General features: G+C 62.0%; 14 protein-coding genes. All 14 read left to right on the forward strand.

Annotated features, from left to right (window positions below; genetic code table 11):
- Window positions 1-292: 292 nt before the first annotated feature.
- The 14 genes from dksA (at window position 293) to INT12_RS01585 (ending at window position 19740) form a co-directional block, all read left to right on the forward strand.
- Window positions 293-736 carry an RNA polymerase-binding protein DksA gene (dksA, locus tag INT12_RS01520; protein ID WP_017847439.1) on the forward strand — a complete coding sequence of 148 codons (444 nt, stop codon included), beginning with the start codon at window positions 293-295 and terminating at the stop codon, window positions 734-736.
- An 84-nt stretch (window positions 737-820) separates the two neighbouring features.
- Window positions 821-1708 carry a tRNA glutamyl-Q(34) synthetase GluQRS gene (gene gluQRS / locus INT12_RS01525; RefSeq protein WP_017847438.1) on the forward strand — a complete coding sequence of 296 codons (888 nt, stop codon included), beginning with the start codon at window positions 821-823 and terminating at the stop codon, window positions 1706-1708.
- Window positions 1709-1770: 62 nt separating this feature from the next.
- Window positions 1771-1947 carry a hypothetical protein gene (locus tag INT12_RS01530; protein ID WP_003176118.1) on the forward strand — a complete coding sequence of 59 codons (177 nt, stop codon included), beginning with the start codon at window positions 1771-1773 and terminating at the stop codon, window positions 1945-1947.
- Complete coding sequence (locus INT12_RS01535; RefSeq protein WP_162231511.1) at window positions 1931-4885, forward strand: sensor histidine kinase; 2955 nt, start codon at window positions 1931-1933, stop codon at window positions 4883-4885. Before INT12_RS01530 ends, INT12_RS01535 begins: the two co-directional genes overlap by 17 nt.
- A gap of 22 nt (window positions 4886-4907) precedes the next feature.
- Window positions 4908-6347 (forward strand): sigma-54-dependent transcriptional regulator, encoded by a 1440-nt coding sequence (locus INT12_RS01540; protein WP_017847436.1) that lies wholly within the window; start codon window positions 4908-4910, stop codon window positions 6345-6347.
- 697 nt (window positions 6348-7044) lie between these two features.
- Window positions 7045-8448: a polynucleotide adenylyltransferase PcnB gene (locus INT12_RS01545; RefSeq protein WP_017847435.1), complete on the forward strand. Its 1404-nt coding sequence runs from the start codon at window positions 7045-7047 to the stop codon at window positions 8446-8448.
- Window positions 8449-8450: 2 nt separating this feature from the next.
- Window positions 8451-8948, forward strand: coding sequence for a 2-amino-4-hydroxy-6-hydroxymethyldihydropteridine diphosphokinase (gene folK / locus INT12_RS01550; protein ID WP_193039615.1), 498 nt, complete (start codon window positions 8451-8453; stop codon window positions 8946-8948).
- A 240-nt stretch (window positions 8949-9188) separates the two neighbouring features.
- Complete coding sequence (gene panB / locus INT12_RS01555) at window positions 9189-9989, forward strand: 3-methyl-2-oxobutanoate hydroxymethyltransferase (RefSeq protein WP_046487560.1); 801 nt, start codon at window positions 9189-9191, stop codon at window positions 9987-9989.
- Entirely contained in the window at window positions 9986-10837 is an 852-nt protein-coding gene (gene panC, locus INT12_RS01560; RefSeq protein ID WP_193039616.1) for a pantoate--beta-alanine ligase, read from the forward strand. The genes panB and panC overlap by 4 nt, the downstream gene beginning before the upstream one ends.
- Before the next feature lie 213 nt (window positions 10838-11050).
- Window positions 11051-12715, forward strand: coding sequence for a glucose-6-phosphate isomerase (pgi, locus tag INT12_RS01565; protein WP_017847431.1), 1665 nt, complete (start codon window positions 11051-11053; stop codon window positions 12713-12715).
- Window positions 12716-12820: 105 nt separating this feature from the next.
- Window positions 12821-14758, forward strand: coding sequence for an acetate--CoA ligase (gene acs / locus INT12_RS01570; RefSeq protein ID WP_193039617.1), 1938 nt, complete (start codon window positions 12821-12823; stop codon window positions 14756-14758).
- A 16-nt stretch (window positions 14759-14774) separates the two neighbouring features.
- Window positions 14775-15644, forward strand: coding sequence for an oxygenase MpaB family protein (locus INT12_RS01575; RefSeq protein WP_046382047.1), 870 nt, complete (start codon window positions 14775-14777; stop codon window positions 15642-15644).
- Window positions 15645-15701: 57 nt separating this feature from the next.
- A complete protein-coding gene (locus tag INT12_RS01580) occupies window positions 15702-16718 on the forward strand; it encodes a class I SAM-dependent rRNA methyltransferase (RefSeq protein WP_046382046.1) in 1017 nt (338 codons plus the stop codon).
- A gap of 88 nt (window positions 16719-16806) precedes the next feature.
- On the forward strand, window positions 16807-19740 hold the full coding sequence (locus tag INT12_RS01585; RefSeq protein ID WP_193039618.1) for a DUF748 domain-containing protein: 2934 nt from the start codon (window positions 16807-16809) through the stop codon (window positions 19738-19740).
- Window positions 19741-19805 lie beyond the last annotated feature (65 nt).

Here is a 19805-nt window from a genome sequence, read left to right on the forward strand (position 1 = left end):
AGCGATTCTACCGAACCCTCGCGGTAAAACATGCTCTATTGCCTGCCAGGCCGTCCACGATGAACCCGGCAAGCGCTTGCAAAACGACTAAAATCAACCTTCGAGACGATTCATACCCAGCCACAGCGGGTTGCTGCTGTTTGCAACCCCTGCGTGATGGGCCTCGACAACCGGGAGTGGCGCACCCTGAATCTATCTGGTAAGTTCGCCCGCTTGCAGCCGCAGGGCCGGCAGGTGTCGGTGACGTTGCAATCCTGCGCAATGGATTAGAAGAGTGAGAGGCGGTCTATTCATGTCCACCCAAGCAAAGCAACAGCAATCCCCAGGCCTCAGCGGCTTCGAACCTTACGTCACGAAGGAAGGTGAGGAGTACATGGGCGAGCCCATGCGCGAGCACTTCACCAAGATCCTTAACAAGTGGAAACAAGACTTGATGCAGGAGGTCGACCGCACCGTTGACCATATGAAGGACGAAGCAGCCAACTTCCCTGATCCGGCCGACCGTGCGAGCCAGGAAGAAGAGTTCGCCCTTGAACTGCGTGCCCGTGATCGCGAACGCAAGCTGATCAAGAAGATCGACAAGACACTGCAGTTGATCAAGGACGAAGAATACGGCTGGTGCGAATGCTGCGGCATCGAAATCGGTATTCGCCGCCTGGAAGCACGTCCTACCGCCGACATGTGCGTGGACTGCAAGAACCTGGCAGAAATCAAGGAAAAACAGGTCGGCAAGTAACCCCTGCCGAGCTGAACGAATGGGGCGTACAAACGCCCCATTTTTGTTTCTGGCGTTTAGCGATTTTCCAGTAGTATCCGGCCCATGACAGCCTCTCCCTATATCGGGCGTTTCGCCCCCACGCCCAGCGGCCACCTGCACTTCGGCTCGCTGGTCGCCGCCCTCGCCTCTTACCTTGACGCCCGCGCCAACCATGGCCGCTGGCTGATGCGTATGGAAGACCTCGACCCTCCCCGCGAAGAACCCGGCGCCCAGGCGGCAATCCTGCATGCCCTGGAAAGCTATGGCTTCGAATGGGACGGTGAACTGGTCCGACAAAGCGACCGGCACGATGCCTACGCCAAGGTGCTGAACGACCTGTTCAACCACGGCCTGGCCTATGCCTGTACCTGCTCGCGCAAACAGCTGGAGCCCTACCACGGGATCTACCCGGGCTTGTGCCGTAATGCCGGTCATGAGCAGCACGATGCGGCCATCCGCCTGCGCGTCCCGGAGCTGGAGTACCACTTTACCGACCGCGTACAGGGCGAATTCCGACAACACCTGGGCCGCGAAGTGGGTGACTTCATCATCCGTCGCCGTGACGGCCTCTACGCCTACCAACTGGCCGTGGTGCTCGATGACGCCTGGCAAGGTGTTACCGACATCGTGCGCGGCGCCGACCTGCTCGACTCCACGCCGCGCCAGCTGTACCTGCAAGAATTATTGGGGCTGCGCCAACCGCGTTACCTGCACGTGCCGCTGATCGTCCAGCCGGACGGTAACAAGTTGGGCAAATCCTATCGCTCCCCACCCTTGACCACAGACCAGGCCACGCCTTTGCTATTGAGAGCCCTGCGCGCGCTCGGCCAGCAACCCGGCGACGAACTGCTGCACGCCAGCCCACGGGAACTGCTGGATTGGGGCATTGCCCACTGGGATGCGCAGTTGATCCCGCGCACACTCACGCTGGCCGAAGCGCAGTTGCGCTGAAGGCGCTTGCAGCCGGCCAGGCATCCGTTACCATCGCCGCAGTTATTCAATCAGAGGCCAACATGTACATCTATCGCTTGGTCCTGCTGCTGGTCGTCGGGATCTACCTGTTTTCCCCCGCCATCATGGATTGGTGGATCGACGCCACGGGCGCCTGGTATCGCCCCTATCTGCTGTGGCTGATCCTGATCGTCGTGACTTTCATCCTGCAGAGCCAAAAAGATGCCGATGAGCTTTAGCCTCACCCAGATGCTGCTGATCAGCGCCGCCTACCTGGCTACGTTGTTCGGTGTCGCCTGGATCAGTGAGCGCGGAATGATTCCGCGGGCGATCATTCGCCATCCGTTGACCTACACCTTGTCCTTGGGCGTCTACGCCAGCGCCTGGGCGTTCTATGGCACGGTGGGCCTGGCCTATCAGTATGGGTATGGCTTTCTGTCCAGTTACCTCGGGGTGTCCGGGGCCTTCTTGCTGGCGCCGGTGCTGCTGTACCCGATCCTGAAGATCACCCGCACCTATCAGTTGTCGTCCCTGGCCGACCTGTTCGCCTTCCGCTTTCGCAGCACCTGGGCCGGCGCTCTGACCACGATTTTCATGCTGATCGGCGTGCTGCCCTTGCTGGCCCTGCAGATCCAGGCGGTGGCCGACTCCATCAGCATCCTGACCCGTGAGCCGGTGCAGTATCGCGTCGCCCTGGCCTTCTGCGCGCTGATCAGCCTGTTCACGATTTTCTTCGGTTCACGCCACATCGCCACCCGCGAGAAACACGAAGGCCTGGTCTTTGCGATTGCTTTCGAGTCGGTGATCAAGCTGATCGCCATCGGTGGCGTCGGCCTGTATGCGCTCTATGGCGTATTTGACGGCCCGCAACAGCTGGAGTTGTGGCTGCTGCAAAACCAGACCGCCCTCGCCGCGCTGCACACCCCGCTGCAGGAAGGCCCGTGGCGCACGTTGCTGCTGGTGTTCTTCGCCTCGGCCATCGTGATGCCGCACATGTACCACATGACGTTCACCGAGAACCTCAACCCGCGCTCGCTGGTCAGCGCCAGCTGGGGCTTGCCGCTGTTCCTGCTATTGATGAGCCTGGCGGTGCCGCTGATCCTCTGGGCCGGCCTCAAACTGGGCGCCACCACCAACCCCGAATACTTCACCCTCGGCATCGGTATTGCGGCCAACAGCCCGGCCCTGGCGCTGCTGGCCTATGTCGGCGGGTTGTCGGCGGCCAGTGGCCTGATCATCGTCACCACGCTGGCGCTCTCCGGCATGGCGCTCAATCACCTGGTGCTGCCGCTGTACCAGCCGCCGGCCGAAGGCAATATCTACCGCTGGCTGAAATGGACCCGCCGCGCGCTGATCGTCGCGATCATCATGGCCGGCTACGGTTTCTACCTGCTGCTGGGCGCCGGGCAAGACCTGGCCAACCTGGGGATCGTCGCGTTTGTCGCCACCTTGCAGTTCCTGCCGGGGGTGTTGTCGGTGCTGTACTGGCCGACGGCCAATCGGCGCGGCTTTATCGCCGGGTTGCTTGCCGGGATTCTGGTGTGGCTGGTGACCATGTTGCTGCCGTTGGTCGGCAACCTGCAGGGTTTCTACATCCCGCTGCTGAACATGATCTACGTGCTCGACGACACCAGTTGGCACATGGCGGCGATCGCCTCGCTGGCCGCCAACGTGCTGATGTTCACCCTGATCTCGCTGTTCACCAACGCCAGCCCGGAAGAAACCAGCGCCGCCGAAGCCTGCGCGGTGGACAACGTGCGCCGCCCGCAACGCCGCGAGCTGCATGCCGCCTCGCCCCAGGAGTTCGCCACGCAACTGGCCAAGCCTCTGGGCGCCAAGGCCGCGCAAAAGGAAGTCGAACAAGCGCTGCGCGACCTCTATCTGCCATTCGACGAGCGCCGCCCCTACGCCCTGCGCCGCCTGCGCGACCGAATCGAAGCCAACCTGTCCGGGCTGATGGGCCCCAGCGTGTCGCAGGACATGGTGGAAACGTTCCTGCCCTACAAGGCGAGCGGCGAAAACTACGTCACTGAAGACATCCACTTCATCGAAAGCCGGCTCGAGGATTACCACTCACGCCTCACTGGCCTGGCCGCCGAACTCGATGCCCTGCGCCGCTACCACCGCCAGACCTTGCAGGAACTGCCGATGGGGGTCTGCTCCCTGGCCAAGGACCAGGAGATTCTGATGTGGAACAAGGCCATGGAAGAACTCACCGGCATTGCCGCGCAACGGGTCGTGGGCTCTCGCCTCAATACCCTGGGCGACCCGTGGAAGGAACTGCTGCAAGGCTTTATCAACCTGCCCGACGAACACTTGCACAAGCAGCACCTGGCCCTCGACGGCCAGACCCGCTGGCTCAACCTGCACAAGGCGGCGATCGACGAGCCCCTGGCCCCCGGTAACAGCGGCCTGGTGTTGCTGGTGGAAGACCTGACCGAAACCCAGATGCTCGAAGACAAGCTGGTGCATTCCGAGCGCCTGGCCAGTATCGGTCGCCTGGCGGCGGGCGTGGCCCATGAAATCGGCAACCCGATCACCGGTATCGCCTGCCTGGCGCAGAACCTGCGCGAAGAGCGCGAGGAAGACGGCGAAATCACCGAGATCAGCGGGCAGATCCTCGAACAGACCAAGCGCGTGTCGCGCATCGTGCAGTCGCTGATGAGCTTCGCCCACGCCGGCGCCCATCAGAACCACGACGAAGCGGTGTGCCTGGCCGAAGTGGCACAGGATGCCATTGGGCTGCTGGCCTTGAATCGGCGCAATTTCGAAGTACAGTTCTTCAACCTGTGCGATCCGGACCACTGGGTCGACGGTGACTCCCAGCGCTTGGCGCAGGTGTTGATCAACCTGTTGTCGAACGCCCGCGACGCGTCCCCCGCCGGCAGTGCGGTACGCGTCAAGAGCGAGGCTTTCGAGCACACGGTCGACCTGATCGTGGAGGACGAAGGCAGCGGCATTCCACAGAACATCAAGGACCGCTTGTTCGAACCCTTCTTCACCACCAAGGACCCCGGTGAAGGCACCGGTCTGGGCCTTGCACTGGTCTATTCCATCGTTGAAGAGCATTATGGACAAATCACCATCGACAGCCCGGCTGACACAGAAAGCCAACGCGGCACCCGTATTCGGGTGACCTTGCCGCGTCATGTCGAAGCGACGTCCGCTGTGAACTGAGACCGTCGAGAGAATTGAATCAATGCCGCACATTTTGATCGTCGAAGACGAAACCATTATCCGCTCTGCCTTGCGTCGCCTGCTTGAACGTAATCAGTACCAGGTCAGCGAAGCCGGCTCGGTGCAGGAAGCCCAAGAGCGGTTCAGTATTCCCACGTTCGACCTGATTGTCAGCGACCTGCGCCTGCCCGGCGCGCCGGGCACCGAGTTGATCAAGCTCGGCCAGGGCACCCCGGTGCTGATCATGACCAGCTACGCCAGCCTGCGCTCGGCGGTGGACTCCATGAAGATGGGCGCGGTGGACTACATCGCCAAGCCGTTCGACCACGATGAGATGCTCCAGGCCGTGGCCCGCATCCTGCGTGACCGCCAGTCGGCCAGCAGCGCTACGGCCGAACAGCGTCCCGCCGGCAAGGCGGCCAACGGCGCCGACAAGCCGGGCGTCGACAACAGCAATGGCGAGATCGGCATCATCGGCTCCTGCCCACCCATGCAGGACCTGTACAGCAAGATCCGCAAAGTGGCGCCGACGGACTCGAATGTGCTGATCCAGGGCGAATCGGGGACCGGTAAGGAACTGGTGGCCCGCGCCCTGCACAACCTGTCCAAGCGCGCCAAGGCACCGATGATCTCGGTGAACTGCGCGGCAATCCCCGAATCCCTGATCGAGTCCGAACTGTTCGGCCACGAGAAAGGCGCGTTTACCGGCGCCAGCGCCGGACGCGCGGGCCTGGTGGAAGCGGCGGACGGCGGCACGCTGTTCCTCGACGAAATCGGCGAGTTGCCCCTGGAAGCTCAGGCGCGCCTACTGCGTGTACTGCAAGAAGGCGAAATCCGCCGGGTGGGTTCGGTGCAATCGCAGAAGGTCGATGTGCGCCTGATCGCGGCCACTCACCGCGACCTCAAGAGCCTGGCCAAGATCGGCCAGTTCCGTGAAGACTTGTATTACCGCCTGCATGTGATCGCACTCAAGCTGCCGGCCCTGCGGGAACGGGGTGCCGACGTCAACGAGATCGCCAATGCGTTCCTGTTGCGCCAGAGCGCGCGCATCAACCGTACCGACCTGCGGTTCGCCGCAGACGCCGAGCAGGCGATTCGGCACTACTCATGGCCGGGTAACGTGCGGGAGTTGGAGAATGCGGTCGAGCGTGCGGTGATTCTGTCGGAGAGCCCGGAAATTTCCGCCGAACTGCTGGGTATCGATATAGAGCTCAGTGACCTGGAAGACGACGACTTCATCGGCCTGGCCCCGCAACAGGGCGCCGCCGGCAATACCAGCCATGAACCGACGGAAGATTTGTCACTGGAAGACTACTTCCAGCATTTCGTCCTCGAGCACCAGGACCACATGACCGAAACCGAACTGGCGCGCAAGCTGGGCGTAAGCCGCAAGTGCCTGTGGGAACGGCGCCAACGCCTGGGTATTCCACGGCGTAAGACCGGAGTGGCCAGCGAAAGCTGAGGGCGCGCGCCCACAGGTAACACCCGCCAATGTGAAAAAACTGTTACCGCGGATATTTCGCGTAACAAAAGCCGGGGCTTACGGTAACGAAGCCCCGGCTTTTTTTTCGCCGCCAAACAGCCAAAAACCCCTCAACCCCCTGGTTTTGCTGGTCGGCGCAAAAGTTGGCACGCACCCTGCTATATGCTTAGTACAAAAACAATAACAAGCTTTGTACAAGACAATAAAAATAAGACGAATCGACTCACGCACAATAAAAACAACACGGCGGAGGCGCAGCTAACTGATTCTTTTGGAGAGGCGTTGTATTTGGGGCTTGCCCCGCAACCAGGCCGAGAACAACAAAAACTGCCCTAAGGCAGAGCCTGAACTGGTTGGATCGTAGATCAGCAACACAGCGACCAAAGCAATCCGTTTGCTCTTGACTCCCGATTGGGAGTGTCATGAAGGTCACACTTCATGGCGAGGGCGATCAACAAAAACAAAAAGCCCGAAACCAATAATAAAAATAGAGCACGCAACTACTTCTGGGGGAGCTTCGGCTCCCCTTGTAGTTTCCGGTATTTGACGTTTTTAGGCTTATGGCGCAAGGCCTGTAGCTTGTTCCTACACCATCCCCCGACTAAATGCTAGAATCCCGGCCCATCATGCGGTCATTCTTCGTTATGGCCGAACATTCCTTCAAACAGTGCATCCCATGCTGAAGAAGTTGTTCCAGTCATTCCGTTCTCCCTTGCGTCGAACGCAACACAAACGCAGCACGCCTGAAGTGCTCAACAGCAGCCAACATTCGCTGCAACGCGCTCAGTTCAGCCGTTATGCAGTGAACATCGTCGAACGTTTGCAGAACGCCGGTTACCAGGCTTATCTGGTGGGCGGCTGTGTACGCGACATGCTGCTCAATATCACGCCCAAGGACTTCGACGTCGCCACCAGCGCCACGCCCGAGCAAGTGCGCGCCGAGTTTCGCAATGCGCGCATCATCGGCCGCCGCTTCAAGCTGGTGCATATTCACTTTGGCCGCGAAATCATCGAGGTCGCGACCTTCCGTGCCGGTCATCCGCAAAACGATGAGGAAGAAGACACCAATCAGTCTTCCCGCAATGAAAGCGGACGCATCCTGCGCGACAACGTCTACGGCACCCTGGAAGAAGACGCGCAGCGCCGCGACTTCACCATCAACGCCTTGTATTACGACCCGGTCAGCGAGCGCATCCTCGATTACGCCAACGGCGTACACGATATTCGCAACAACCTGATCCGCCTGATCGGCGACCCGACGCAGCGCTACCAGGAAGACCCGGTACGCATGCTGCGGGCGGTGCGTTTCGCCGCGAAGCTGAACTTCGGTATCGAGCGCCACACGGCTGCACCGATTCGCGAACTGGCGCCGATGCTGCGGGAAATCCCCTCGGCGCGCCTGTTCGAAGAAGTGCTCAAGCTGTTCCTCTCGGGCTACGCCGCCGATACCTTCGAAATGCTCGTCGACCTGCAGTTGTTCGATCCCTTGTTCCCGGCGAGCGCCGAAGCACTGGAATACAACCCGACGTATACCCACACCCTGATCAGCGAAGCGTTGATCAACACCGACCTGCGCATCAAACAGAACAAACCGGTCACCCCGGCGTTCCTGTTTGCCGCCCTGTTGTGGCCGGCCTTGCCCAAACGCGTACTGCGTCTGCAGGACCGCGGCATGCCGCCGATCCCGGCCATGCAGGAAGCCGCTCACGAGTTGATCGCCGAGCAGTGCCAGCGCATCGCCATCCCGAAACGCTTCACCCTGCCGATCCGCGAGATCTGGGACATGCAGGAACGCCTGCCGCGTCGCAGCGGCAAGCGCGCCGACCTGTTGCTGGAGAACCCGCGCTTCCGTGCCGGCTACGACTTCCTGCTGCTGCGTGAAAGCGCCGGCGAGCAGACCGACGGCCTGGGCGAATGGTGGACCGACTACCAGGACGCCAATGACAGCGAGCGCCGCGAGATGATTCGTGAGCTCGGCAGCAAAGGCGATGGCGTCGGCGAAGGGCCCAAGAAGCGTCGTCGCAGCGGGAGCAAACGCAAGCGCAGTGCCGCCGATGCCTCGGGCGCCGCAGGCGAATAAACGTGGAACGCATCTACATCGGCATGGGCAGCAACCTGGCGGCCCCGGAGCAACAATTGCGCAATGCTATCGAGGCGTTGGCGCAATTGCCGGGTACTACCGTCGCCGGGGTGTCGGCCTTCTATCAAAGCGACTCCCTGCTCCCCGGCCAACCGCGCTACACCAATGCGGTCGCGGCCCTGGACAGCTGCCTGGTGCCACTGGAACTGCTCGATGCGCTGCAAGCCATCGAGAACGACCAGGGCCGCGAACGCCTTGAACGTTGGGGCCCACGCACGCTCGACCTGGATATCCTGCTGTTCGGCGACCGCCTGATCGACGAACCACGCCTGCAAGTGCCGCACTATCAGATGCACCTGCGCGCCTTCGTGCTGTACCCACTGGCCGAACTGGCCCCAGCCACCCTGCAATTGCCCGATGGCCGGCGCCTCAGCGACCTGCTCGCAGCCTGCCCGTTTGTCGGCCTGGAACGCATGCCTGCGCTCAGCACCCAGCGTTGATCAGCCACTGCTGAATCGCATCAGTAACAGCGGTAACACCACCGTCGTAACAATGCGGTAACACATGCAATTGACTTCCCGTGTCCTCCTCACGACTATAGGCGTCCCGCTGCCGCCAACCGGCGCTAAAGGGCGCAATCCAGGCCTTATAAGCACTGCTCTCAAGAAAGTGCGCCTGTATAAACGAAGACTCATGCGCGTTACTCGCTGTTTCCAAGCGCCTGAACGAGGACCCTTTTCATGCCAGACGTTACCCTGACCACCTTGCAGAGCCTCAAGCTCAAAGGTGAAAAAATCGCTATGCTGACCTGCTATGACGCCACCTTCGCCCACGCCTGCTGCCAAGCCGGTGTCGAGGTGTTACTGGTGGGCGACTCCCTCGGCATGGTGCTTCAAGGGCATGACAGCACCCTGCCCGTCACCACGGATGAACTTGCGTACCACACCGCCAGCGTCAAGCGCGGTAACGACGGCGCCTTTATCATCGCCGACCTGCCGTTCATGGGTTACGCCACCGTCGAACAGACCTTCCACAACGCCGGCAAATTGATGCAAGCCGGCGCTCACATGGTCAAGGTCGAAGGGGCCGCCTGGCTCGCCGAGTCGATCCGCATGCTGGCTGAACGCGGCGTACCGGTGTGCGCGCACATGGGCCTGACGCCGCAGTCCGTGAACATCCTCGGCGGCTATAAAGTCCAGGGCCGCAACGAAGCCCAGGCGCGCCAGATGCGTGCCGATGCCATCGCCCTGGAACAAGCCGGCGCCGCGATGATCCTGCTCGAATGCGTGCCCAGCGAACTGGCCGCGGAAATCACCCATGCGGTCAAAGTGCCGGTGATCGGCATTGGCGCCGGGTCGGCCACCGACGGCCAGGTCCTGGTGCTGCACGACATGCTCGGCCTGTCGATAACCGGCCGGGTACCGAAGTTCGTGAAGAACTTCATGACCGGCCAGGACAGCATCCACGCCGCGTTGAGCGCATACGTCGCCGAAGTCAAAGGCGTGACCTTCCCAGGCGCCGAACACGGATTCTCTGCATGAACACCGTAAAAACCCTACGTGAACTGCGGGCCGCCGTTACCCATGCCCGCAGCGCCGGCAAACGCATCGGCTTTGTGCCCACCATGGGCAACCTGCACAGCGGCCACGCGGCCCTCGTGGCCAAGGCGGCCCAACAGGCGGATTTCGTGGTCGCGAGCATCTTCGTCAACCCGCTGCAATTTGGCGCCGGCGAAGACCTGGACAAGTACCCGCGCACCCTCGCCGCCGACCAGGAAAAACTCCTGCAAGCCGGCTGCAACCTGTTGTTCGCGCCAAGCGTCGAGGAAATGTACCCCAGCGGCATGACCGGCCAGACCCGCGTCAGCGTGCCGCAATTGTCCGAAGGCCTGTGCGGCGCCAGCCGTCCCGGGCACTTTGAAGGTGTGGCCACGGTGGTCAACAAGCTGTTCAACATGGTCCAGCCGGATATGGCCGTGTTTGGCCAGAAGGACTACCAGCAACTGGCCGTGATTCGCGCCATGGTCCATGACCTGAACATGCCGATCCAGATCATCGGTGAACCGACCGTGCGCGCCGAGGATGGCCTTGCGCTGTCATCGCGCAACGGTTACCTCAGCGCCGAGCAGCGGGCCGTCGCGCCGGCGTTGTACCGTAGCCTGAGTCAGATTGCCGCCGCCATCAAAGGCGGCGACCGCGACTTCGCCAAACTGCGTGCCGAACAGGTCCAGCAGATCGAAGCCGCCGGCATGCGCGTGGACTACCTCGAAGTGCGCCAAGGTGTCCACCTGCGCCCGGCCACGGCCGAGGATCGCGATGTAGTGATTCTGGTCGCGGCCTACCTGGGCGCGACGCGCCTGATCGACAACCTGCATCTGCCCCTCGACTGACCCCCCGCCCGTTGCCCAGCCTGATGCGCCGGTATAAAAAAGTACCGGCCACAGCGCAGACAAAGCCAAGACATATCGACACGCTAGGTTTAATGTATTCGCCCTGCGCTATGGTTAGCGCTGTCCGGAACCCATTGCTTGATGAAAGACTGGATGTTTCGGGCTTTGAAGTGTCCTAAAGGCAGTCCCCGTAATAAAAGGAAACCCGCAGCGATGGCGTACTACCGCACCCCTCATGACGTTACCGCTCTGCCCGCCTGGCGAGCGCTCAATCAACATCGCCAAGCCATGCAGGATTTCAGCATGCGCGACGCGTTCAACGCCGATCCTCAGCGTTTTTCCCAATTCACCTTGAGCAGCTGCGGGCTTTTCCTCGATTACTCGAAAAACCTGATCACCAGCGAAACCCGCAACCTGCTCGTGGACCTGGCCAAGGAAGTCGACCTTAAAGCCGCGATCGACGCGCTGTATGCCGGCGAGCCGGTGAACTCGTCCGAGGGTCGCCCTGCCCTGCACACCGCCCTGCGCCGCCCGGTGGGCGACAAGTTGTCGGTCAACGGCGTGAACATCATGCCGGACGTACACAAGGTGTTGAACCAGATCACCGACCTCGTGGGCCGCATCCACGACGGCCTGTGGCGCGGCTACACCGAGAAGCCGATCACCGACGTGGTGAACATCGGCATCGGTGGCTCGTTCCTCGGCCCGGAGCTGGTCTCCGAAGCGTTGCTGTCCTACGCCCACAAAGGCGTGCGCTGCCACTACCTGGCGAACATCGACGGCAGCGAGTTCCACGAGCTGACCATGAAGCTGCGCGCCGAGACCACGCTGTTCATCGTCTCGTCGAAATCCTTCAACACCCTCGAAACCCTGAAAAACGCCCAGGCCGCCCGCGCCTGGTACCTGGCCCAGGGCGGCTCGGAAGCCGAGCTGTATCGCCACTTCATCGCCGTATCGAGCAACAACGCGGCCGCCGTGGCCTTCGGTATCCGCGAAGAAAACATCTTCCCGATGTGGGACTGGGTCGGCGGCCGTTACTCGCTGTGGTCGGCCATCGGCCTGCCCATCGCCCTGGCCATCGGCATGTCGAACTTCAAGGAGCTGCTGTCCGGTGCCTACACCATGGACCAGCATTTCCAGAACGCGCCGTTCGAACAGAACATGCCGGTGCTGCTCGGCCTGCTGGGTGTGTGGTACGGCAACTTCTGGGGCGCGCAAAGCCATGCGATCCTGCCCTACGACCACTACCTGCGTAACATCACCAAACACTTGCAACAGCTGGACATGGAATCCAATGGCAAGAGCGTGCGCCAGGACGGTACGCCGGTGTCCACCGATACCGGCCCGGTGATCTGGGGCGGCGTGGGCTGCAACGGTCAGCACGCGTACCACCAATTGCTGCACCAGGGCACCCAGCTGATCCCGGCCGACTTTATCGTGCCGATCGTCAGCTTCAACCCGGTCTCCGACCACCATCAGTGGCTGTACGCCAACTGCCTGTCCCAGAGCCAGGCGCTGATGCTCGGCAAGACCCGCAGCGAAGCCGAAGCCGAGCTGCGCGACAAGGGCCTGCCGGAAGCCGACGTGCAGAAGCTGGCCCCGCACAAGGTGATCCCGGGCAACCGTCCGAGCAACACCCTGGTGGTCGAGCGCATCAGCCCGCGGCGCCTGGGCGCACTGGTCGCGATGTATGAACACAAAGTGTTCGTGCAAAGCGTGATCTGGGGCATCAACGCCTTCGACCAATGGGGCGTGGAGCTGGGCAAGGAACTGGGCAAGGGCGTCTACAACCGCCTGACCGGCGCCGAAGAAAGCCTGGCCGACGATGCGTCGACCCAGGGCCTGATCAACTACTTCCGCGGTCGTCACCGCGGCTGAAGTCGGTCACACAGGGCCGGCGTCCATTCGGACGTCGGCCTTGAACCCGCCCCCGACTGGGTGCATCTTTATGACTTGTCGCAAAAACAAGAATAAGGATCGCTCATGTTCGATATCAGCATGTTTCCCATCGCCGATGCCGTCCGCCGGGCTGCGCAACTGAGTCAAGAGGACTATCAGCGCCTCTATCGCCAATCCATCGAACAGCCGGACACGTTCTGGGCCGAACAGGCCAGGCGCTTTCTCGACTGGACCACGCCCTGGCACACCGTCAATACCTCGGACATCCAGACCGGCGCCACCCAATGGTTTGCCGGCGGCCAATTGAACGTCAGCTACAACTGCATCGACCGCCACCTGGCGCAACGCGCCGAGCAACCGGCCTTCATCTGGGAGGGCGATGATCCGAGAGCGTCTTCCACCATCACCTACCGCCAACTGCATCAAAACGTCAGCCGCCTGGCCAATGTGCTGAAAAGCCGTGGCGTGAAAAAAGGCGACCGGGTGTGCATCTACATGCCGATGATTCCGCAAGCGGCCTACGCCATGCTCGCCTGTACGCGGATTGGGGCGGTGCATTCGGTGGTGTTTGGCGGCTTTTCACCCGACGCCCTGCGCGACCGCATTCTCGACGCCGACTGCCGCACGGTGATCACCGCCGATGAAGGCGTGCGCGGTGGCAAGCCGGTGGCGTTGAAACAAAATGTCGACAAGGCCCTGGCCAGTTGCCCGAACGTCAGCACCGTGCTGGTGGTAGCGCGCACCGGGGCCGCCGTGAACTGGAGCGAAGGCCGCGACCTCAACTATCAACAGGCCGTGGATGCCGCCAGTGATGACTGCCCACCCGAGCCGATGGGCGCCGAAGACCCGCTGTTTATCCTCTACACCTCCGGCAGCACCGGCAAACCCAAGGGCGTGCTGCACACCACCGGCGGCTACCTGCTGCAAGCCGCGATGACCTTCAAGTACGTGCTCGACTACCGCGACGGCGAAGTGTTCTGGTGTACCGCCGATGTGGGCTGGGTCACCGGCCACAGCTACATCGTGTACGGCCCGCTGGCCAATGGCGCCACCTCGCTGATGTTCGAAGGCGTGCCCAGCTACCCGAGCAGCTCGCGCTTCTGGCAGGTCATCGACAAGCACCAGGTCAATATCTTCTATACCGCGCCGACGGCCCTGCGCGCATTGATGCGCGAGGGCCACGCTCCGTTGGAGAACACCTCCCGCGCCAGCCTGCGCCTGCTCGGCAGCGTCGGTGAGCCGATCAATCCGGAAGCCTGGGACTGGTACTTCAACGCCGTCGGCGAACAACGCTGCCCGATTGTCGATACCTGGTGGCAGACCGAAACCGGCGGCATCATGCTCAGCCCGCTGGTCAGCGCCCAGCGCATCAAGCCCGGCTGCGCGACCCAACCGATGTTCGGCGTGCTGCCGGTGCTGCTCGATGAGCACGGCAAGGAAATCAACGGCCCGGGCAGCGGCGTGCTGGCGATCAAATCCAGCTGGCCGGGGCAGATCCGCAGTGTCTATGGCGACCCGCAGCGCATGATCGACACCTATTTCAAACCCTACCCCGGTTATTACTTCACCGGCGATGGCGCGCGGCGTGACGAAGACGGCGACTACTGGATCACCGGGCGCATCGACGATGTGATCAACGTGTCCGGCCACCGTATCGGCACCGCCGAGGTGGAAAGTGCCCTGGTGTTGCATGACTGGGTCGCCGAGGCTGCGGTGGTCGGCTATCCCCATGACGTCAAAGGCCAGGGCATCTATGCGTTCGTCACCCCGATGAATGGCGTGGAGCCCAGCGAGACACTGAAGAAACATCTGCTCGAACTGGTCAGCAAGGAAATCGGCAGCTTTGCCAAACCGGAACTGATCCAATGGGCCCCGGCCTTGCCGAAAACCCGCTCGGGTAAGATCATGCGACGCATTTTGCGCAAAATAGCCTGCAACGAGTTGGACAGCCTCGGAGATACCTCCACCCTGGCCGACCCCAGCGTGGTCGCCGGCCTGATCGACAAACGCCTGAACCGATAGGAACCCGCGCGTCGCCATGGAATTTATCCGCAGCCGTATCGAAACCCAGTTGATGAGCCTCACCGGCTTGTCGCTGGGCCAGTTGGACCTGGAAAACCCCAAGGGCGACCCCGGCCTGTTCGGCCCGGACTCGGTCAGTTGGCAAGTGCATGGCGATTTCAGCAGCATGCTCATCGGCGGCATCAGCGCCTTGATGCTGCAAGCCTTGCACCCATTGGCGCTGGCTGGCGTGTGGGACCATTCGAACTTTCGCCAGGACATGCTCGGGCGCCTGCGCCGCACATCGCAGTTCATTTCCGGCACCACCTTCGGTTCACGCAAAGACGCCGACTGGCTGATCGAGAAAGTACGCACCATTCACCTGCAGGTTGTCGGCCATGCGCCCGACGGCCGCGCCTACGCGGCCAGCGACCCGCAGTTGCTGACCTGGGTGCATGTGGCGGAGGTCAGCAGCTTCCTCGCCGCACACGTGCGTTATCGCAACCCGCAGCTCTCGGGGCGCGATCAGGATCGTTACTACAACGAAATCGCCCTGGTCGCCGAACGCCTGGGCGCACGGAATGTGCCGCGCTCACGCGAGGAAATTGCGGATTATCTGGCGCGTATCCGTCCACAATTGTTGTGCGACGCGCGCAGCCGCGAAGTGCTGCGCCTGCTGCTCGAAGCCCCGGCGCCCAGCACCCTGGCCAAACCCTTTGGCGCCCTGATGATGCAGGCCGGGATCGACCTGCTGCCGGCCTGGGCCGCCGACATGCTGGGGCAACACCCGAGCCCGCTGCAACGCCAGCTGGTGCGTGCCGGGGTCAAGCGCAGCGCGCCGGTGCTGCGTTGGGCGATGCGCAATGGCTCGGTGCAGCGCGCGCATCGGCGGATGGGGTTGATGTAGGCAACGCTCCATAACTGCTAAACTCCGCGCCCACATTTACCCAGCAAGGCGCGCTCCATGTCTCCCCTGAACCAGGCGCTGCGCGCCGCCCTCGATCATCGTCAAGGCCTGATCAGCGAGTTGCACGCCCAAGGCACCGACTGTTACCGGCTGTTCCACGGCAGCCAGGAAGGCGCCGGTGGCCTGACCATCGACCGCTATGGCCCGCAACTGCTGGTGCAGAGCTTCCACCAACCGCTGGAAAGCGCAGACTTGCTGGACCTGCATCAACTGATCAGCCAGTACATGGGCCTGGAATTGCTGCTGGTGTACAACGACCGTTCCCGTGGCAACTCGCGGATCGACCGCGAAGACACGGTCTACCGCGCCACACCGCAAGCGCTGCAGGACCTGGTCGGCCACGAATGGGGCCTCAATTACCGCGTGCGCGGGCGCCATGCCGGGCAAGACCCGTTGCTGTTCCTCGACCTGCGCAACACCCGCGGCTGGGTCAAGACACACAGTGCCGGCAAAAGCGTACTGAACCTGTTCGCCTACACCTGTGGCGTGGGCCTGAGCGCCGCGGCCGGCGGTGCCCGTGACGTGTGCAACCTGGATTTTGCCGAAGGCAACCTGGCGGTCGGCCGCGAAAACGGCCTGCTCAACCCGCAGCTGGCACCCATGACGTTCGTGCAATCCGATTATTTCCCGGCGATTCGCCAGCTGGCCGGCCTGCCGATCACTCAGCGGCGCGGGCAGAAACTGCCGAGCTATCCGCGCCTGGAACCGCGTCAATATGACTTGGTGTTGCTTGACCCGCCGGCCTGGGCCAAGAGCGCCTTCGGCACCGTCGACCTGTTGCGCGACTATCAAAGCCTGCTCAAGCCGGCGCTGTTGGCAACCGCCGATGACGGCGTGCTGATCTGCTGCAACAACCTGGCAAAAGTGAGCATGGACGATTGGCGTGAGCAGGTGCTACGTTGCGCCGAGAAAGCCGGGCGTCCGGTGCGCGACTGGCAAATCATGCCTCCTGGCGCCGACTTTCCGTCGCAAGACCAGCAACCTCCGTTGAAGACTCTGATCCTGCAGTTATAGGAATTTTCTGAAAGAGGGTGGCTCTTCGGAACCGAAAACCCGTGCCATACTCCAAGGCACTCCTGTTCGACATAGATGGCGCCGCCCCATGCCCAAAGGATTGATTCGCGCCACTGGCGCCTTGTTGACTGCCGTTGCCCTGTACAGCTTGCTGGGCTTTTTGATTTTGCCCGGCATTGCCCTTCGCATAGCCAACCAACAGCTGGCCAACTACGCCACGGTGCCGGCCCGCATCGAGCGTATCGAGCTCAACCCGTTCAGCCTGGAAGTGACGCTGTGGGGCCTCAAGATCGGCGACCCCGGCAAGGAACAAGTGGGTTTCGAGCGGCTCTACGCCAACCTGCAGCTCGACAGCCTGTGGACCCGCGCCCTGCACCTGGCCGATGTGCAACTCGACAAACCCAAGACCGAGTTGCTGTTCGACAAGTCCGGCCAGTTGAACCTGGCGCAGTTGTTCAAACTGCCACCCAGCGAACCGACACCGGCAGACCCCAACGCCAAACCGTTCCCGTTGCGGATCGAGCGGATCAAGCTGGCGGGCGGTTATCTGCACTTTGAAGACCTGCGCCCCAGCGAGCCAATCGAGTTCCTCTACGACAAACTCGACTTCGAGCTGAAAAACCTCAGCACCCTGCCGGAAGACAATGCCGACATGACCCTGGTCGCCGCCGGCCCGGAAGGTGGGCAGATCGACTGGAAGGGTAACGTCAGCCTGGTGCCGATCACGTCCAAAGGCACCCTGAAAATCACCGATGGCAAGATGAAAGCCTGGTGGCCCTATGTGCGCGACGCCCTGCCCCTGGTCCTCGAAAACGGCGTGCTCAACTTCAGCACGGACTACACGTTCAGCCTGGCCAAAGAAACCGAACTGAACCTGACCAACACCGCCGCCAGCATCGCGCCGTTCGCCATCAAGGCGCCGGATGGCCGGCCCTTGGTGCGCCTGGAGCGCCTGGACGTCAGCGAAACCACGATCGACCTGGCCAAGCAGCAGGTGGTGGTCGGCAAGATCCGCAGCAACAAGCTGGAAACCTGGGCCGCCCGCGAAGCCGATGGCCAACTGGACTGGCAGAAACTGTTCGCCAGCCAGCCGGGCAAGCCGGCCAAGGCACCGGAAGCGGCCAGCGCGCCAGCAGCTGCCGACTCGCCCAAAGCCGCGCCCGCAGCGCCGAGCAAGCCTTGGCAAGTGCTGCTCAAGGATGTGCAACTGCGCAACTATCAGGTCCACCTGGCCGACCGCCAGGCCAAACCTGCGGTCGCGCTGGAACTCGGCCCGCTGAACGTCGATGTGCAGAACTTCGACAGCCTCAACGGCAACCCCTTCACCCTCAAGGTCGACACCGGCCTGGGCAAGCAAGGCAAGATCCAGGCAACCGGCGAGGTCAACCTCAACCCGGTCAGCGCCAAGCTGAAAGTGAACACCCAGGACATCGACCTGCGGGTCGCGCAGTCCTATATCAGCCCGTTCATCCGCCTGGAACTGCGTAGCGGCATGCTCGGCAGCAACCTCGATGTGAACCTCAAAAGCACCGAGCCGCTGGCCCTACAGATCACCGGCCGGGCGCAGGTCGATCAGTTGCACACCCTCGACACCCTCAAGACCCGTGACTTCCTCAAATGGCAGCGCCTGGTGCTGGAAGGGCTGAACTACCAGCATGGCGACAGCCTGTCGATCGACAAGATCAACCTGCAACAGCCCTATGTGCGCTTCATGATCAACGATGATCGCACCACCAACGTCGACGACCTGCTGATTCCACAGCCGGCCGACAGCGGCGCCAAGTCGGCGGCCAAGCCGGCCGCAAGCAAAGAAAAACCGCTGGGTATTCATATCGGGCAGATCGCGATCAACGACGGTTCGGCCAACTTCGCCGACTTCAGCCTCACGCCCAACTTCGCCACCGCGATCCAACAGCTCAACGGGCAGATTGGCACCATTGACAGCCGCCAGGCCAAACCGGCAGCTGTCGACATCAAGGGCAAGGTGGATCGCTATGCACCGGTGACCATCAAAGGCAGCGTGAACCCGTTTGATCCGATGGCGGCACTGGATATCGCCACCAGCTTCAAACGTGTCGAGCTGACGACCCTGACGCCCTACTCGGGCAAGTTCGCCGGTTTCCGGATTCGCAAGGGTCGCCTCAACCTCGACCTGCATTACGTGATCACCAAAGGCCAACTGAAGGCCGAGAACAAAGTGGTGGTCGAGCAACTGCAACTGGGTGAGAAAGTCGACAGTGCCGATGCGGTAGACCTGCCGATTCGCCTGGCGATCGCCCTGCTCAAGGACTCTGACGGCAAGATCTCGATTGAACTGCCCATCAGCGGCGACTTGAACAACCCGCAATTCAGCGTGATGCCGATCATCTGGCAGACCCTGCGCAACCTGGTGGTGCGCGCGGCAACGGCGCCGTTCAAGTTTATCGGTGGGCTGGTGAGCGGCGGCGGTTCGGAAGACCTCGGCAACGTCTCGTTCGCCGCAGGCTCCAGCGAACTGAACAAAGACGCCGAGGGCGCCCTGAACACCTTGGCCAAGGCCCTCAAAGAACGCCCTACCCTGCGCCTGGAAATCGAAGGCACGGCGGCGGCCGACAGTGACGGCAAGTTCCTCGCCGAGCAGCGCCTGGAGCGCGAATACCAATATAACTACTACAAGATCCTGCAGCGCCGTGGCGACAAGGTTCCGGCCCAGGCGTCCTTGCTGCAAGTACCGGAAAAGGAAAAAGCCCCCTTGCTCGAAGGTATCTACCGCACCCGCCTGAAACAACAACCACCGGCGGAGTGGAAAAACCTGAGCGACGATGAACGCACGGCCAAACTCAAGGGCGGCGTGATCACGTTCTGGAGCAGCAGCGACGTGCTGTTGCGCCAGCTCGGTCAGGACCGCGCAAGCACCATCAAGGACTACCTGGTCGACAAAGGGCAGCTGGAAGATGACCGGGTGTACTTCGTCGACGCCAAACTGGGCCAGGCCGAGAAGGATGGCCGGGTGGTAACGCAGATGCATCTGGACGCCGAATGACCCCACGCGCCAGCGCAAGCTGGCGCGCACTTCGATAGCATTCCTGGCCGGAATAGAACAGGCCC

It is taken from the genome of Pseudomonas sp. K8, assembly GCF_014889455.1.
Classification (GTDB): domain Bacteria; phylum Pseudomonadota; class Gammaproteobacteria; order Pseudomonadales; family Pseudomonadaceae; genus Aquipseudomonas; species Aquipseudomonas veronii.

What these genes read in the sequence shown, in the direction of transcription:
- dksA (WP_017847439.1), top strand. Translation starts at nt 293, where the DNA reads ATGTCCACCCAAGCAAAGCAACAGCAATCCCCAGGCCTCAGCGGCTTC.
- gluQRS (WP_017847438.1), top strand. Translation starts at nt 821, where the DNA reads ATGACAGCCTCTCCCTATATCGGGCGTTTCGCCCCCACGCCCAGCGGC.
- INT12_RS01530 (WP_003176118.1), top strand. Translation starts at nt 1,771, where the DNA reads ATGTACATCTATCGCTTGGTCCTGCTGCTGGTCGTCGGGATCTACCTG.
- INT12_RS01535 (WP_162231511.1), top strand. Translation starts at nt 1,931, where the DNA reads ATGCCGATGAGCTTTAGCCTCACCCAGATGCTGCTGATCAGCGCCGCC.
- INT12_RS01540 (WP_017847436.1), top strand. Translation starts at nt 4,908, where the DNA reads ATGCCGCACATTTTGATCGTCGAAGACGAAACCATTATCCGCTCTGCC.
- INT12_RS01545 (WP_017847435.1), top strand. Translation starts at nt 7,045, where the DNA reads ATGCTGAAGAAGTTGTTCCAGTCATTCCGTTCTCCCTTGCGTCGAACG.
- panB (WP_046487560.1), top strand. Translation starts at nt 9,189, where the DNA reads ATGCCAGACGTTACCCTGACCACCTTGCAGAGCCTCAAGCTCAAAGGT.
- panC (WP_193039616.1), top strand. Translation starts at nt 9,986, where the DNA reads ATGAACACCGTAAAAACCCTACGTGAACTGCGGGCCGCCGTTACCCAT.
- pgi (WP_017847431.1), top strand. Translation starts at nt 11,051, where the DNA reads ATGGCGTACTACCGCACCCCTCATGACGTTACCGCTCTGCCCGCCTGG.
- acs (WP_193039617.1), top strand. Translation starts at nt 12,821, where the DNA reads ATGTTCGATATCAGCATGTTTCCCATCGCCGATGCCGTCCGCCGGGCT.
- INT12_RS01575 (WP_046382047.1), top strand. Translation starts at nt 14,775, where the DNA reads ATGGAATTTATCCGCAGCCGTATCGAAACCCAGTTGATGAGCCTCACC.
- INT12_RS01580 (WP_046382046.1), top strand. Translation starts at nt 15,702, where the DNA reads ATGTCTCCCCTGAACCAGGCGCTGCGCGCCGCCCTCGATCATCGTCAA.
- INT12_RS01585 (WP_193039618.1), top strand. Translation starts at nt 16,807, where the DNA reads ATGCCCAAAGGATTGATTCGCGCCACTGGCGCCTTGTTGACTGCCGTT.